We start from the raw sequence: 15,441 nt of genomic DNA on the forward strand, positions 1-15,441 counted from the left end.
CTTCAGTGACAGTTTGATGACTCCCGCCAGGCGGTGCGGCCAAACGCCCAGTCGACAGGGGCAGCAACATGAGGGAAACTCAACTCACCCCCTGTTTCCTCAAGCCCACACACCGGAGTCAGCTGTGCTGGAGATCCGTCACCTGAAAACCCTTCATGCCCTACGCGAGGCCGACAGCCTGGTGGAGGCCGCCGAGCGCCTGCACCTGACCCAGTCGGCGCTGTCGCACCAGTTCAAGGAGCTGGAAGAGCGCCTGGGCCTGCCGCTGTTCGTGCGCAAGACCAAGCCAATCCGGTTCACCAGCGCCGGGTTGCGCCTGCTGCAACTGGCCGATGCCACCCTGCCGCTGCTTCGCGGCGCCGAACGTGACATCGCGCGCCTGGCCGGTGGCACCGCCGGGCGCCTGCACATGGCCATCGAATGCCACAGCTGCTTCCAGTGGCTGATGCCGACCATCGACCAGTTCCGTGACGCCTGGCCGGAGGTGGAGCTGGACCTGGCCTCCGGCTTTGCCTTCGCCCCACTGCCGGCCCTGGCCCGCGGCGACCTGGACCTGGTGGTGACCTCCGACCCGCTTGACCTGGCGGGCATCACCTACGTGCCGCTGTTCACCTACGAGGCGATGCTGGCGGTGGCCAACCAGCATCCGTTGGCCAGCAAGCCCTACATCGTGCCGCAGGACCTGCTTGACCAGACCCTGATCACCTACCCGGTGGAGCGCGATCGCCTGGACATCTTCACCCGCTTCCTGGAGCCGGCCGACATCGAGCCCGCCGCCGTGCGCACGTCGGAGCTGACGGTGATGATGATGCAACTGGTGGCCAGCGGCCGAGGCGTGTGCGGCATGCCGCACTGGGCGCTGCACGAGTACAGTTCGCGCGGGTACGTGAAGGGCAAGAGCCTGGGTGAAAAAGGCCTGTTCGCCACGCTTTATGCCGCCGTGCGCACCGACATGCTCGATGCGCCATACATGCGCGACTTCCTGCTGACGGCGAAGGACACCTCGTTCGCCACCCTCGATGGTGTCAGCGCGGTGCGCTGACGGCCTGGCGGTATAGCGGCAGGATCAGGTCGCGGGTCAGGGGTGCCAGCTGCATGGCGGGTACCTGGTCTGCGGCCAGCCACACCACCTCCTCGATCTCCGCAGCCGGCAGCACGGCTGCGGTGCTGTCGACACGGAACAGTTCGGCCTGTACCTCGAAGCCCGGCTCGTTGGCGGCCGGGGCGCTGAACTGGCCCAGGTGCACGGCCTGGGACGGGTCGATGTGCAGGCCCAGTTCCTCATGCAGCTCGCGCACCAGCGCCTGCACCGGGGTTTCGCCAGCATCGATCTTGCCACCGGGCTGCATGAAGGCCTGGGTCCCGCGTTTGCGTACCAGCAGGGTGCGGCCCTGGGGGTCGATCAACAGGGCGGCGGCGATGCGGATGGTGTTGGGCATGGGCTGGGCTCGCTTGAAACAATGGCCGGGGAGGATCCCATGAGGGTCCTGGCCTGACAAGGCCAGTGTTTCCTGCGCCGGCCCTTTCGCGGGCGCGCCCGCTCCCACAAGTCCTCCACAGCTCTTGAGAGCAACGCAGTACCTGTGGGAGCGGGCATGCCCGCGAAAGGGCCGGCACAGGACATAGCCGACCGGCCAGACGAACGGCCCCTTGCCAACCCGCCCCACACCCTCCATAACCAACACATGAACCTGCCCGCCAAACACCACCCGGTGCTCGAGCTGTTCCACCCCGCCGTGAGCACCTGGTTCCGTCGCCACTTCGCCACGGTGACCAATGCCCAGGCCCAGGCCTGGCCGTTGATCCATGCGGGCCAGTCGATGCTGCTGGCCGCGCCGACCGGCTCGGGCAAGACCCTCAGTGCGTTCCTGGCCGTGCTCGACGAACTGTTCCGCCAAGGCCTGGAGCGCCACGGCGAGCTACCAGCGCAAACCCAGGTGGTCTACGTTTCGCCACTCAAGGCGCTGTCCAACGATATCCGCCTGAACCTGCAAGCCCCGCTCGAAGGCATCAGCCAAGCCCTCGCGGACCAAGGCCTGAATGCCCCGCGCATCACCACCGCCGTACGCAGCGGCGACACCCCTCAAAAGGAGCGTGCCGCCATGCGCAAGCTGGCGCCGCACATCCTGGTGACCACCCCCGAATCGCTCTACGTGCTGATGGGCTCGGCTTCTGGCCGTGAAGGCCTGGCCAGCGTGCATACTGTAATCGTCGACGAAATCCATGCCCTGGCCGGCAACAAGCGCGGCGCTCATCTGGCACTGACCCTGGAGCGCCTGCAGGCCTTGTGCAACCGGCCGTTGCGGCGCATCGGCCTATCGGCCACGCAACGCCCGGTCGAGCGGGTGGCACAGTTCCTGGTCGGCAACGGCCGCCCCTGTGCAATCGTCGATGTCGGCCATGCTCGGCAGCGCGACCTGGCCATCGAGGTGCCGCCAGTGCCGCTGGGGGCAGTGATGGCCACCGATGTCTGGGGCCTGGTCTATGACCGCCTGGCCACCCTGGCGCGCGAACACCGCACCACCCTGGTGTTCGTCAACACCCGGCGACTGGCCGAGCGCATCACCCGCCACCTCAGCGACCGCCTGGGCAAGGAGACGGTTGCCGCGCACCACGGCAGCCTGGCCAAGGAGCTACGCCTGGATGCCGAACAACGCCTGAAGAATGGCCAGCTGCAGGTGCTGGTGGCCACTGCTTCGCTGGAACTGGGCATCGATATCGGCGACATCGACCTGGTCTGCCAGATCGCTTCGCCAGGTTCGATCGCGGCCTTGCTGCAGCGGGTTGGCCGCGCCGGACACCAGGTCGATGGCGTGCCCAAGGGGCGCTTGTTCCCGACCTCGCGCGATGACCTCATCGAATGCGTGGCCCTGCTCGACTGCATACGCCGGGGCGAACTGGACGAACTGCACATTCCACGGGCGCCGCTGGATGTGCTGGCCCAGCAGATCGTCGCCGAAGCCAGCAACCAGCCCTGGCACGAACAGGCCCTGTTCGACTGCCTGCGCCAGGCCACGCCATACGCCGAACTCGACCAGCAACATTACCAGGCCCTGCTGCGCATGCTCGCCGAGGGCTACAACGGCCGCCAGGGCGTGCGCAGTGCCTACCTGCACCGCGATGCGGTGAGCGGCATACTGCGTGGCCGACGCGGCAGCCAGCTGACCGCCCTGACCAGCGGCGGCACCATTCCCGACAACGCCGACTACGCCGTGCTGCTCGAACCGCAGGCGCTGAACATTGGCACCGTCAACGAAGACTTTGCCGTCGAGAGCATCGCCGGCGATATCTTCCAGCTGGGCAATGCCTCCTATCGCATCCTGCGGGTCGAGCCGGGCCGGGTGCGGGTGGAGGATGCCCAGGGCCTGCCACCTACCATCCCGTTCTGGCTGGGCGAGGCCCCGGGGCGCAGCGATGAGCTGTCTGCCGCAGTGGCCCGACTGCAGGCGCAGATCGACCAACAGCTGGCTGACAACAACCAGGCCGAGGTGCTGGCATGGTTGCAGGCTACCTTCGAACTGGGCGAAGGCGCCGCTGGCCAGCTGCTCGACTACCTGGCCCGCACCCGCGAAGTGCTCGGCGCCCTGCCCTCGCAGGACACGCTGGTGATGGAGCGTTTCTTCGATGAGTCCGGTGGTACCCAGTTGATCATCCATTCGCCTTACGGCAGCCGCATCAACCGCGCCTGGGGCCTGGCCCTGCGCAAGCGCTTCTGTCGCACCTTCAACTTCGAGCTGCAGGCGGCTGCCAGCGAAGACGCCATCGTGCTGTCGCTGTCTTCCAGCCACAGTTTCGAACTGGACGACGTGTGGCGTTACCTGAATAGCCGCAGCGCCGAGCCGATTCTTGTCCAGGCGCTGCTCGATGCCCCGCTGTTCGGGGTGCGCTGGCGCTGGAACGCCAGCGTGACCATGGCCCTGCCGCGCTTTGTCGGCGGTCGCAAGGTGGCGCCACAGATCCAGCGGATGAAAAGTGAAGACCTGATTGCCGCCGTGTTCCCCGACCAGATCGCCTGCCTGGAGAACATCGTCGGCGAGCGGCAAATTCCCGATCATCCGTTGGTCGAGCAAACACTCGACGACTGCCTGCACGAGGCGATGGACAGCGAAGGCTGGCTGGCGCTGTTGCGGCGTATGGAAAGCGGCACGGTGCGCCTGCTGTGTCGCGACCTGCCCGCTCCTTCGCCGCTGGCGGCAGCCATCCTCAATGCACGGCCCTATGCCTTCCTGGATGACGCGCCGCTGGAAGAACGGCGCACTCAGGCGGTGCTCAGCCGGCGCTGGAGCGAAGTGCAGAGCGGCGACGACCTGGGCGCGCTGGATGCCGATGCCATTGCCGCCGTCGCAGCCGAGGCATGGCCGCAACCGGGCAATGCCGATGAGATGCATGAAGCGTTGATGGGCCTGGGGGCCATCAGTCAGGACGAAGTGCAGGGCAATGCCAGCTGGGAGCTGCTGCTCAGGCAGTTGGCCAAGGCCGGCCGGGCCTTGCGCCTGGTGGATGAAAAACTGTGGCTGGCGCGTGAGCGGTTGAACCTGCTGCAGGTGCTGTATCCCGGCTCCAGGCTTGAGCCTGCGTTGCAGGTACTGCCAGGCTTCGATCAGGCCATCGAGCCGGACATTGCGCTGGTCGAACTGCTCCGAGCCCGCCTGAGCGGCCATGGCCCGCTGACCCGTGCGCAGATTGCGGCAGCACTTGGCAAACCGCTGCCGGCCATCGAACAGGCACTGGCCCACCTGGAGGCCGAAGGCTATGTGCTGCGTGGGTATTTCAGCCCCGGCGCAAGCGAATTGCAGTGGTGCGAGCGCCATTTGCTGGCGCGCATCCACCGCTACACGGTAAAACGCCTGCGCCGGGAGATCGAGCCGGTCAGCCTGCAAGACTTCATGCGTTTTCTGTTCGACTGGCAGCACCTGGCTGACGACACGCGCCTTCGCGGCCCGCAAGCCGTGACCGAGGTACTTGGCCAGTTGCAAGGGTTCCCGAGTGCAGCCGGAGCCTGGGAGGCCGAATTGCTGCCGGCACGTATCAAGGACTACAGCCCACACTGGCTCGACGATGCCTGCCGCAGCGGGCAGTTCGCCTGGAGCCGGCTGGCGGCAACCGTGTCGAGCAACACCTTGTCGAGCACACCGCTGGTGCTGCTGCCGCGCGAGCATCTTGGGTTGTGGCGCAGCCTTGCCCCCCTGCCAGCACTTGATAGCCTCGGCACACGGGCGCAACGCGTCCACGAGGTGCTGAACACACATGGCGCGCTGTTCTTCGACGAGCTGGCACACGACGCCCACCTGCTGCCCAGCGAACTGGAGACGGCGTTACAGGAGCTGGTAGGCGCAGGCCTGGTGGGGGCCGACAGCTTCACCGGCCTGCGCAGCCTGATCAACCCGGCGGCGAAACGCACAGCGCGCAACAGCCGGCGCGGCCACCCGCCGCTGTCCAGCAGCATGTCCCAGGCCGGGCGCTGGGCCTTGCTACGCAGGGGCGCTGTAGACGACAGCCAGCGCCTGGAGCACATCGCCCGGGCCCTGCTTCGGCGCTATGGCGTGGTTTGCTGGCGCCTGCTGGAGCGCGAAAGCGATGTGCTGCCGCCCTGGCGCGAACTGCTGCGCTGCTATCACCGGCTGGAAGCACGTGGCGAGATTCGTGGCGGGCGTTTCATTGCCGGGCTGGCCGGCGAACAGTTCGCCTTGACGGAGGCGGTGGGGCTGCTGCGGCAGGTTCGACGCCGTGAATTGGACGGGGCACTGGTGGTGGCAAGTGCCAGTGACCCGCTGAATCTGGTCGGGTCGTTGCTGCCAGGTGCGAAAGTGCCGGCGGTCAGTGGCAACCGTTTGTTGTATCGCGACGGAGTGCCGGTAGCGGTGCGGGTGGCCGGGCACTATTCGTACCTGGTCGAAGCGCCGGCACAAGAGCAGGAATGCTGGCGGCAGAAGCTGCTGCGCGACTCTATCTGAATCCCTTTATGCTGATTTCAGGCATGCACAGCACCTGTAGGAGCAGCCCTGTGCTGCGAAGAAGCCATTATTGACGAAGACAATGTGTTTCCCTACTGGCCTCTTCGCAGCACAAGGCTGCTCCTACAAAAGCCCGTCTTGGCCTGAAGACTATTGCCAGGCTTGGCGAGAATGATTTTCGCTACCCCGATTTTAATTTGCACAGCCGTGCAACTTGGCTATGTTCGGGGTTTGCCCCAGGCCCTGAGCCTGACCGCGCCATCGCAAGGACCCTGTATGAGCCTGTCACTTCTCAGCCGCTATGCCTTCTTCGCCGCCTGTGTGCTGTTCACCCTGGCGACCCTGCCCTTCATCCACCACGAATGGTTGTGGCCGTTCACCCTGAGCACCGCCATCCTCAGCCTGATCGGCCTGTTCGACCTGTTGCAGCAACGCCACGCGGTACGCCGCAACTACCCGATCCTGGGCAATATCCGCTATCTGGTCGAGGCCATTCGCCCGGAAATCCGCCAGTACCTGCTGGAGGCTGACAGCGACGCCCTGCCGTTCTCCCGCGCCCAGCGTTCGCTGGTGTACGCACGGGCGAAGAACGAAGCCTCGGACAAACCTTTCGGCACCCTGATCGACGTGTACGAGTCCGGCTTCGAATTCATCGGCCACTCCATGCGCCCGGCGCCCTTGGCCGACCCGGCAAGCTTCCGGGTCATCGTCGGCGGGCCTCAGTGCAGCCAGCCGTACTCGGCATCGATCTTCAACATCTCGGCGATGAGCTTTGGCTCGCTCAGCGCCAACGCCATCCGCGCCCTCAACCAGGGCGCCAAGCTGGGCAATTTCCACCATGACACTGGCGAAGGCAGCATCAGCCCCTATCACCGCGAACATGGTGGCGACCTGGTCTGGGAACTGGGCAGTGGCTACTTCGGGTGCCGCACGCCGGACGGGCGTTTCGACCCCGAACGCTTCGCCGCCCAGGCGCGCAGCCCGCAGGTGCGGATGATCGAGATCAAGATGAGCCAGGGCGCCAAGCCCGGCCACGGCGGCATCCTGCCCAAGCACAAGGTAACCCGGGAAATTGCCGAAACCCGAGGCGTGCTGATGGGCGAAGACTGCATATCACCGTCGCGCCACAGCGCCTTCTCCACCCCCATCGAGATGATGCGGTTCATTGCCCGACTGCGCGAGCTGTCTGGCGGCAAACCGGTAGGCTTCAAGTTCTGCCTGGGCCACCCATGGGAGTTCATGGGCATCGCCAAGGCCATGCTGGAAACCGGCATCCTGCCGGACTTCATCGTCGTCGACGGCAAGGAAGGTGGCACCGGCGCGGCGCCGGTGGAGTTCACCGACCACATTGGTGTACCGCTGCGCGAAGGGCTGCTGTTCGTGCACAACACCCTGGTCGGCCTGAACCTGCGCGACAAGATCAAGCTGGGCGCCAGCGGAAAGATCGTCAGCGCTTTCGACATTGCCAGCGTGCTGGCCATTGGCGCCGATTGGGCCAACTCGGCGCGCGGTTTCATGTTCGCCATCGGCTGCATCCAGTCGCAAAGCTGCCACACCAACAAGTGCCCGACCGGTGTCGCCACGCAAGACCCACTGCGCCAGCGCGCGCTGGTGGTGCCGGACAAAGCCCAGCGGGTGCTGAACTTCCATCACAATACCCTGCGCGCCCTGGCCGAAATGCTTGCGGCAGCAGGCCTGGAGCACCCGGCGCAGCTGGAGGCCAAGCACCTGGTACGGCGCATTTCAGCCACCGAGATCAAGCTGTTCTCACAGATGCATGTGTTCTTGAAGCCGGGTGAACTGCTGACTGGCGAGGTGAACGGGCAGTTCTATTCGCGCATGTGGCAATTGGCACGGGCCGACAGCTTCGAGCCGCACAGCGAGGTGGCGGCCTGATTGAACCTGGGGCTGCTACGCAGCCCATCGCGACACAAGGCCGCTCCCACAGGAGTACGCTATCTCTTGTGGGAGCGGCCTTGTGTCGCGAAAGGGCCGCAAAGCGGCCCCAGCCATTTCAGATCAGGAAGCAGTACTGGCTACACCCTGCGCGTCTTTCGGCGCCAGGCGAAACACGTAGTACAGCACCGTCAGCAGCACCAGGAACGCCGGGCCGATGTACAGCGCCACGCGGGTATCCTCGAAGTACGCCATCAGGCCGACCACCAGCACCAGGAAGGCCAGCGCCAGGTACGAGCTCAGCGGCCACAGCCACATGCGGTATTTCAGTGCCTTGCGTTCAGTGGCGCTGAGGCCTGCGCGGAACTTCAGCTGCGCCAGCAGGATCATCACCCAGGTCCAGATCGCGCCAAATGTGGCGATCGAAGTCACCCAGACGAAGACCTTTTCCGGCACCAGGTAGTTGGCCAGCACGCCCAGCAGCAGCGCGCCGATCGACAGCAGCAGCGCGTTGCGCGGCACGCCGTTCTTCGACGTACGGGCGAAGGCCGCCGGGGCCTGGCCGTTCTGCGCCAGGCTGTAGAGCATGCGCCCGGTGCTGAAGATGCCGCCGTTGCACGACGACAGCGCTGCAGTGATGACCACGAAGTTGATGATGCCGGCGGCGGTCTTGATGCCCAGGCGCTCGAAGGTCATGACGAACGGGCTGCCCTGGCTGCCGATTTCGTTCCACGGGTAAATCGACAGGATCACGAACAGCGCACCGACATAGAACAGCAGGATGCGCCAGAATACCGAGCCGATGGCCTGTGGAATGGTCTTTTGCGGGTTGCGTGCTTCACCGGCGGTCAGGCCGATCATTTCCACGCCCAGGTAGGCGAACATCACCATCTGCAGCGACATCAGCACGCCGGTCACGCCATTGGGCATGAAGCCGCCGTTGCTCCACAGGTTGGAGATACCTACTGCCACGCCGTCATTGCCGAAGCCAAAGGCAATGATGCCGATGCCGCCAAGGACCATGGCGATGATGGTGACAATCTTGATCAGGGCGAACCAGAATTCGAATTCACCAAAGGCCTTGACGGCCACCAGGTTGACCGCACCCATGCTGCCCAGCGCCGCCAGGGCCCAGATCCAGCGCGGTACGTCGGGGAACCAGATGCCCATGTAGATGGCCACTGCGGTGATTTCGGCAACGCATGTCACCAGCCACAGGAACCAGTAGTTCCAGCCGGTAAGGAAGCCCGCCAGCGGGCCGAGATAGTCCTGGGCATAACGACTGAACGAACCGGCGACAGGGTTGTGCACGGCCATTTCGCCAAGGGCGCGCATGATCACCAGAATGGCCAGGCCGCCGATGATGTAGGACAGCATGATGGCGGGGCCGGCCATTTCGATGGCCTTGGCCGAACCGAGGAAAAGACCGACACCGATACAGGCGCCCAGCGCCATCAGGCGGATGTGCCGTTCGCCCAGTTCGCGCTTGAGCGGGCCGCCTTCGGTGGCCTGGCCGTGGGCAGGGTGGTTGCCGACTGGCATAGCAATACAACCTCATTTTGTTATTGGATTTGACCTTCGTGCAGCACCGGCCAGGCCGATAGGCATGGCGTTGGCTTGCCGAGCTGGCCTTGTGGGCCGGCCCGTGTGCCGGAATAGAGCGCCCGGCAAGGCGAAGGGGGCGAGCAGTATAGGAAGACCGTTGCAGGGTTTTTCGCTGTATAAACAGGAAAATTCAGCAAGATCTCTGGGGCCGCTTCGCCCCATTCGCAGCACAAGGCTGCTCCTACAAAGGATACGCATTCCCCTAGAAAAGCAGCCTTGTGCTGCGAATGGGGCGCAAGCGGCCCCAAAATCGCCCGGCCAACATAGCAACATCGCCGTATGAAGAAACCCACACCAAAGCCGCATAGCCCTACGCCACTTTCCCGTCTCTTACAAATTTTTCACCTGACCCGCTCAACGTCTAAGCTTCAGACAAGCAAGACGAAAATACCTGGCCGGATAGAAGACTATGGGCGCACTGTGGCAATCGGAACCAAGCAGAACGGAAGCACCCGAGATACCTCCGGCCGAGACGCCACAACCCAAATCCCCCCGTCAGCGTCGGCTATGGTGGCGGCTGATCATCCTCATCCTGCTGGTGGCGCTGGTGGCCATCGGCTTCGCTGCGTATGACGAATTCCGCACCTCCAACCTGCAGTCGCGGGAATTCAGCAAGCTGGCCAGCACCCTCACCTATTCGCTGCAACCAGGCCCCAGCGATGCCATCGTGTACCCCGGCGAAGGGCCGTTCGATAAACGCCTGGGCTACAGCGCCCTGGGCGAATTCCTGCCGCGCCTGCTCAAGCGCGACTACCTGATCAGCGAGCAGGTGAGGTTCTCGCCGGCGTTGATGAACTACGTCGACCATGGGCTGTTCGCCCCCTATATCGAGAAAATCCAGGCTGGCCTGTCGATCACCGACTGCCGCGGCGACATGCTGTACCAGTACAACTACCCGCAACACCTGTACCCGGACTTTGCGGCGATCCCGCCGGTGATCGTCAACAGCCTGCTGTTCATCGAGAACCGCGACCTGCTCGACACCAAGGACCCACGCAACAACCCGGCCGTGGACTGGCCGCGCTTCGCCAAGGCCGCCTACAGCCAGGTGGCCAAGTACCTGGCCCTGCCCGGCCAGTCCGCTGGCGGCAGTACCTTGGCCACGCAGCTGGAAAAGTACCGCCATTCACCAGACGGCCTGACCGTTTCCGGCGCCGAGAAGATCCGCCAGATGATTTCCGCCAGCGTGCGTGCCTACCAGGGTGGCCCTGACACCACGGAGGCACGCCAGCGCATCGTGCGGGACTACCTCAACAGCGTGCCGCTGTCGGCAGTGCCTGGGCATGGCGAAGTACATGGCATGGCCGAGGGGCTGCGGGTGTGGTACGGCGCCGACTTCGACCAGGTCAACCAGGCCCTGAACTCCACCGCCAGCGACCCCGAGAGCATGGCCGCACGCGGCCTGGCCCTGCGCCAGGTGCTGTCGCTGATGATTGCCCAGCGCCGGCCGTCGCACTATCTGTCCAAAGGGCGGCTCGAACTGGCCGAACTGACCGACGCGCACATCCGCGTGCTGGCCGCCAACAAGATCATCGAGCAGCCACTGGCCGACGCTGCACTGGCCAGCAAGGCGGTATACCGCGACTGGGTGGCGCAACCGACCATCGTGCCGATCGTCACCAACAAGGGCATCAGCCTGGCACGCAACCGCCTGGCGGCCATGCTCAACCGCCCCCTGTACGACCTCGACCGGCTCGACGTTTCGGCCACCAGTACCCTGCAGTCCGACCTGCAGCTGCAGGTCAGCCAATACCTGAAAAACCTTGCCGACCCCGAATTTGCAGCGCAGATCGGCCTGATCGGCGAACGCCTGCTCACCGCCAAGACCACCGATCAGGTGAGCTACAGCTTCACCCTGTTCGAGCGCACCGCCGACGGCTCGCGGGTGCGGGTGCAGACCGACAGCACCGATCAGCCCTTCGACATCAACGAGGGCAGCAAGCTGGAGCTGGGCTCCACCGCCAAGTTGCGGGTGCTCACCACCTACCTGGAGATCATCGCCGAGCTGCACGACAAGTACGCCGGCAAGCCTGCCGCCGAATTGAAGAAAGTCGAAGTCGCCGAACTTGACCGTATCAGCCAGTGGTCGCTGGAATGGCTGGCGCAGAACAGCAAGAACCAGAGCCTGGACGCGATGCTCGATGCGGCGCTGGAACGCAAGTATTCGGCCAACACCGGCGAAGCCTTCTTCACCGGTGGCGGCATGCATGTGTTCAACAACTTCCGCAAGGAAGACAACAGCCGCAATCCAACCCTCAAGGATGCATTGCGCGAGTCGATCAACCTGCCGTTCATCCGCCTGATGCGCGACCTGGTGCGCTACGTGACCTACCAGCAACCGTACAACCGCGTGCCGCTGCTCAAGGACGACTCCGACCCGCGCCGCCAGGAATACCTGGCCCGTTTCGCCGACAAGGAAGGCACCAACTACCTGATGCGCTTCTGGAAGAAATACCAGCGCAAGACCTCGCAGCAGCGCCTGGACACCTTCCTCGACAGCATGCGCGTGACCCCACAACGGTTGGCGGCCGTGCACCGCTACCTGTTCCCCGAGGCTGGCCAGGAAACTTTCAACGCCTTCGTCCGCGCCCACCTCAAGGGTGACAAGATCGTCCTGGGCAAACTGACCGATGGCCGCCTGTCGGAGATGTACGACGCCTATGGCCCTGGCAAGTACGACCTGCCCGACCAGGGCTATATCGCCAAGGTCCACCCGCTGGACCTTTGGCTGCTGGGTTACCTGCTTAAGAACCCCGGTTCAACCTTGACCGAAATGGTCAATGCCAGCCGCTTCGAGCGCCAGGAGGTTTACGGCTGGCTGTTCAAGAGCCGCCATCAGGGCGCCCGTGACAGCCGCATTCGCACCATGGTCGAGATCGAAGCGTTCCTCGACATTCACCAGCGCTGGAAGCGCGTGGGCTATCCATTCGACCACCTGGTACCCTCGCTGGCCACCGCCATCGGCAGCTCGGGCGACCGCCCCGCCGCCCTCTCCGAACTGGTCGGCATCATCCAAAACGACGGCGTGCGCCTGCCGACCTTGCGGATCGACACCCTGCACTTCGCGGCCAATACGCCTTACGAGACCAAGCTGATCACCGACCCGGACCGGGGTGTGCGAATTCTGCCGGTCGAAGTGGCGCGCGCCCTCAAAGGCGCCATGTCGCAGGTGGTGGATGCCGGCACCGCGCGGCGTATTTCCGGCAGTTTCAAACTGCAGGACGGCATGCCACTGGTGATGGGTGGCAAGACCGGTACCGGTGACAACCGAATCGAAAGCTTTGGTGCCGGCGGCCGGCTGATCGGCTCACGCTCGCTGAACCGTACCGCCACCTTCGTGTTCTTCCTGGGCGACAACCACTTCGGCACCTTGACTGCGTTCGTGCCGGGGCGCTCTGCGGAGGCCTTCAAGTTCACCTCGGCGCTGCCAGTGCAGGTACTCAAGGGCATGGCTCCGATTCTCATGCCGTACCTGCAACCGGGCAATCCGAACGAGTGCAAGCCGCCGCAGGTGGCCATGCACACAGCCACGCCGCAAGAGGACACATCGAACAACTAGATGATAATCATCTGCAATTGAGGGCTTGTCTTCAGATATATCTTGAGTAATATCTTACGATATATCGCAAACGACGGAGCCCTGCCCCCATGCGCGAACATACCCCCCATGACCCCTTCGAGCGGCGCCCAGGTCGTGGCGAACGCGGCCCTCGCGTCTTCGCACCCGGCGACCTCAAGCTGCTGATGCTGGCTCTGCTCGCCGAGCAGCCAGGCCACGGCTACGACCTGATCCGACAGATCGAAAACCTGTTCGACGGCAGCTACAGCCCAAGCCCCGGGGTGATATACCCCACCCTCAACTTCCTGGAAGAGGCCGAGCTGATAAGCGGCCAGGTGCAGGGCAGCAAACGCCTCTATGCCATTACCGAAGCCGGCCGCACCGCCCTGGCCGAACAGGCCGTAGCACTGGACGGCGTGCGCATGCGCATCGAAGTCAGCAAGCGCGCCCTGCGTGGCCACGACCGCCCACCAGAGATTCATGAAGCGGTCGGTAACCTGCGCCACGCGCTGCACATGCACAGTGGCCGCTGGACACCGGAAGAAATCGAGCGGGTCCGCGACCTGCTCAACCACACCGCAAAGGCCATCGCCTCCGGGCCGGCCGAACCTGTCAGGGAGACACCCCATGAGTGACACCATTCACCGCGTGAACCACGAAATCCGCCAACGCCGCCTGCAGGTGCTGCGGGTCACCGAACTGACCCCACGCATGCGCCGCATCACCCTCGGGGGAGCCGAGCTGCAGGGCTTCACCAGCGTGGGCAGCGACGACCACATCAAACTGCTGTTCGCCGAAACGCCGGAGCAACAGCAGGCCATCGAGGCTCGTAACCTGGGTCGAGAGGGTGGCGCGCGGCCTACTATGCGCGAATACACGCCACGGCGCATCGATCTGGTGGCCAATGAGCTGGATATCGACTTCGTGCTGCACGGCGATGGCCCTGCATCCACCTGGGCCGCCCAGGCGGCCCCCGGGCAAACCCTGGACATCGCCGGGCCGCGGGCTTCGATGGTGGTGCCGGACATCTTCGACAGCTACCTGCTGATCGGCGACGAAACCGCCATCCCGGCCATTGGCCGCCGCCTGGAGGAGTTGCCAGCGGGCCGCCAGGTACTGGCGGTTATCCAGATCGAAGACGAGCAGGAACGCCAGCCACTGCCGAGCAAGGCGCAGGTGGAGGTGATCTGGGTACGTCGCCAACAGGATGACTTGCTGGCTCTGGTGAAGAACCTGACCTTGCCGCAAGGCCGGTTGTTTGGCTGGGTGGCACTGGAAAAAGCCCTGACCCGGCAGGCCAAGGCACTGTTGCTGGAGAAAGGTTTGCCTGAGGATGCGCTCAAGGCTGTGGCCTACTGGCGTGCCGACGGGACTGCGGACGACGAGTGATTGATTATTGCTGCCCCGGCCCTGTCGCCGGCAAGCCAGCTCCCACAGGTACCCCGCAGCGTTCAAGGGCTGCGCAATTCCTGTGGGAGCTGGCTTGCCGGCGATAGGGCCAGTGCAGGTCAACCCAACCTGTGCAGCCCCCGCCACCTGTCCAGCCCCAGCAACACCAGCCCAATCCCCCAGAACCCCGCCAACACCCCCAGGGCATTGAGCAATACCTGCCCATACCCCAGGCTCGCCACATCGATGAACGGGTAGGCATACACACCAATCTCGCTCCCCCGCCACAGCGCGTAGGCAAAATACGCCGCCGGGTACACCGCCCAGGCCAGCAGATGCCATAGCCGCAACCTGCCCTTGGGCACTTCGCACCACCAGTACAAGGCATATAGCACGGGCATCACATCGTGCAGCAACTCGTCCGCCAGCCATTGCCAGCCCTGCGGTTGCCACAAGTGACGCAACAGCACGCTGTAGGCCAATGCCACCAGCACGATGCTGGCGGCTACTGCGGAACTCACCGCAGGCGACAGGAAAAAACGTTTGGCACCGCCTTCCCGGCCAAACGCCGCATAACTGAGCACCGTTGCCACCAGGGTATTGGTCAACACGGTGAAATACCCGAACACATTGATCAGGCCACCTACCAGACTGGCCTGTTCCTGCCAACGTGCCAACAGCACCAGGTACACCTGCACGGCCAGGCCGAACCAACCCAGCACGGCCATGCCGGTCAGCCAGGGACGGCGCGGCATGTCAGGCCTGGCGCTGCAGCTTCACGTACAGCTGCTCGACCTTTTCCCGTGCCCACGGCGTCTTGCGCAGGAAGGTCAGGCTCGACTTGATGGTCGGGTTGCTCTTGAAGCAGCGCACATCGATGCGCTCGGCCAGGCCCTGCCATTGGTAGTGCGCCACCAGCTCGGTGAGGATCTGTTCGAGGGTCTTGCCGTGCAGCGCATTGTGTTGGGCCGTGCTCATGCCAGTGCTCCGTATGAAAGATGCGCACCTTACACGAGTGTAGTGGTGGTTGGATCAGGT

General features: G+C 64.3%; 10 protein-coding genes. 6 read left to right on the plus strand and 4 right to left on the minus strand.

Translation table 11 applies throughout. The features are described 5' to 3' along the window. Window positions 1-124 precede the first annotated feature (124 nt). The gene (gene metR / locus V3314_RS24565) at window positions 125-1,042 is read left to right on the plus strand and encodes a transcriptional regulator MetR (protein ID WP_338459742.1); all 918 of its coding nucleotides are present in this window, start codon (window positions 125-127) and stop codon (window positions 1,040-1,042) included. Here metR and V3314_RS24570 read toward each other — a convergent pair. Further along, on the minus strand, window positions 1,026-1,439 hold the full coding sequence (locus V3314_RS24570; protein WP_046614767.1) for an NUDIX domain-containing protein: 414 nt from the start codon (window positions 1,437-1,439) through the stop codon (window positions 1,026-1,028). The genes metR and V3314_RS24570 overlap by 17 nt on opposite strands. Before the next feature lie 246 nt (window positions 1,440-1,685). Here V3314_RS24570 and V3314_RS24575 point away from each other — a divergent pair, with 246 nt between their 5' ends. Both V3314_RS24575 and V3314_RS24580 read left to right on the plus strand, forming a co-directional pair. Then, a complete protein-coding gene (locus tag V3314_RS24575) occupies window positions 1,686-5,954 on the plus strand; it encodes a DEAD/DEAH box helicase (RefSeq protein WP_338459744.1) in 4,269 nt (1,422 codons plus the stop codon). Window positions 5,955-6,230: 276 nt separating this feature from the next. Next, complete coding sequence (locus tag V3314_RS24580; protein WP_153671574.1) at window positions 6,231-7,850, plus strand: FMN-binding glutamate synthase family protein; 1,620 nt, start codon at window positions 6,231-6,233, stop codon at window positions 7,848-7,850. Window positions 7,851-7,973: 123 nt separating this feature from the next. Here V3314_RS24580 and V3314_RS24585 read toward each other — a convergent pair whose 3' ends face one another. Continuing rightward, on the minus strand, window positions 7,974-9,392 hold the full coding sequence (locus tag V3314_RS24585) for an amino acid permease (RefSeq protein WP_046614770.1): 1,419 nt from the start codon (window positions 9,390-9,392) through the stop codon (window positions 7,974-7,976). A gap of 472 nt (window positions 9,393-9,864) precedes the next feature. Here V3314_RS24585 and V3314_RS24590 point away from each other — a divergent pair, with 472 nt between their 5' ends. From V3314_RS24590 to V3314_RS24600, 3 genes are all read left to right on the plus strand, one after another. After that, the gene (locus V3314_RS24590; RefSeq protein ID WP_338459745.1) at window positions 9,865-13,014 is read left to right on the plus strand and encodes a transglycosylase domain-containing protein; all 3,150 of its coding nucleotides are present in this window, start codon (window positions 9,865-9,867) and stop codon (window positions 13,012-13,014) included. An 89-nt stretch (window positions 13,015-13,103) separates the two neighbouring features. After that, entirely contained in the window at window positions 13,104-13,649 is a 546-nt protein-coding gene (locus V3314_RS24595) for a PadR family transcriptional regulator (RefSeq protein WP_046614772.1), read from the plus strand. Continuing rightward, on the plus strand, window positions 13,642-14,403 hold the full coding sequence (locus tag V3314_RS24600) for a siderophore-interacting protein (RefSeq protein WP_046614773.1): 762 nt from the start codon (window positions 13,642-13,644) through the stop codon (window positions 14,401-14,403). The genes V3314_RS24595 and V3314_RS24600 overlap by 8 nt, the downstream gene beginning before the upstream one ends. 119 nt (window positions 14,404-14,522) lie before the next feature. On the opposite strand, the gene V3314_RS24605 is transcribed toward V3314_RS24600, so the two are convergent. Both V3314_RS24605 and V3314_RS24610 read right to left on the minus strand, forming a co-directional pair. After that, on the minus strand, window positions 14,523-15,158 hold the full coding sequence (locus V3314_RS24605) for a Pr6Pr family membrane protein (protein WP_046614774.1): 636 nt from the start codon (window positions 15,156-15,158) through the stop codon (window positions 14,523-14,525). A gap of 1 nt (window position 15,159) precedes the next feature. Further along, complete coding sequence (locus tag V3314_RS24610; protein WP_003252112.1) at window positions 15,160-15,381, minus strand: VF530 family protein; 222 nt, start codon at window positions 15,379-15,381, stop codon at window positions 15,160-15,162. Between the last annotated feature and the right edge of the window lie 60 nt (window positions 15,382-15,441).

The organism is Pseudomonas sp. TE3-3-F2023, assembly GCF_036784815.1.
GTDB classification, from domain to species: Bacteria; Pseudomonadota; Gammaproteobacteria; order Pseudomonadales; family Pseudomonadaceae; genus Aquipseudomonas; species Aquipseudomonas pudica.

Coding starts and splice junctions, on each gene's coding strand:
- V3314_RS24570 (WP_046614767.1), bottom strand. CDS start 1,439: ATGCCCAACACCATCCGCATCGCCGCCGCCCTGTTGATCGACCCCCAG.
- V3314_RS24575 (WP_338459744.1), top strand. CDS start 1,686: ATGAACCTGCCCGCCAAACACCACCCGGTGCTCGAGCTGTTCCACCCC.
- V3314_RS24580 (WP_153671574.1), top strand. CDS start 6,231: ATGAGCCTGTCACTTCTCAGCCGCTATGCCTTCTTCGCCGCCTGTGTG.
- V3314_RS24585 (WP_046614770.1), bottom strand. CDS start 9,392: ATGCCAGTCGGCAACCACCCTGCCCACGGCCAGGCCACCGAAGGCGGC.
- V3314_RS24590 (WP_338459745.1), top strand. CDS start 9,865: ATGGGCGCACTGTGGCAATCGGAACCAAGCAGAACGGAAGCACCCGAG.
- V3314_RS24595 (WP_046614772.1), top strand. CDS start 13,104: ATGCGCGAACATACCCCCCATGACCCCTTCGAGCGGCGCCCAGGTCGT.
- V3314_RS24600 (WP_046614773.1), top strand. CDS start 13,642: ATGAGTGACACCATTCACCGCGTGAACCACGAAATCCGCCAACGCCGC.
- V3314_RS24605 (WP_046614774.1), bottom strand. CDS start 15,158: ATGCCGCGCCGTCCCTGGCTGACCGGCATGGCCGTGCTGGGTTGGTTC.
- V3314_RS24610 (WP_003252112.1), bottom strand. CDS start 15,381: ATGAGCACGGCCCAACACAATGCGCTGCACGGCAAGACCCTCGAACAG.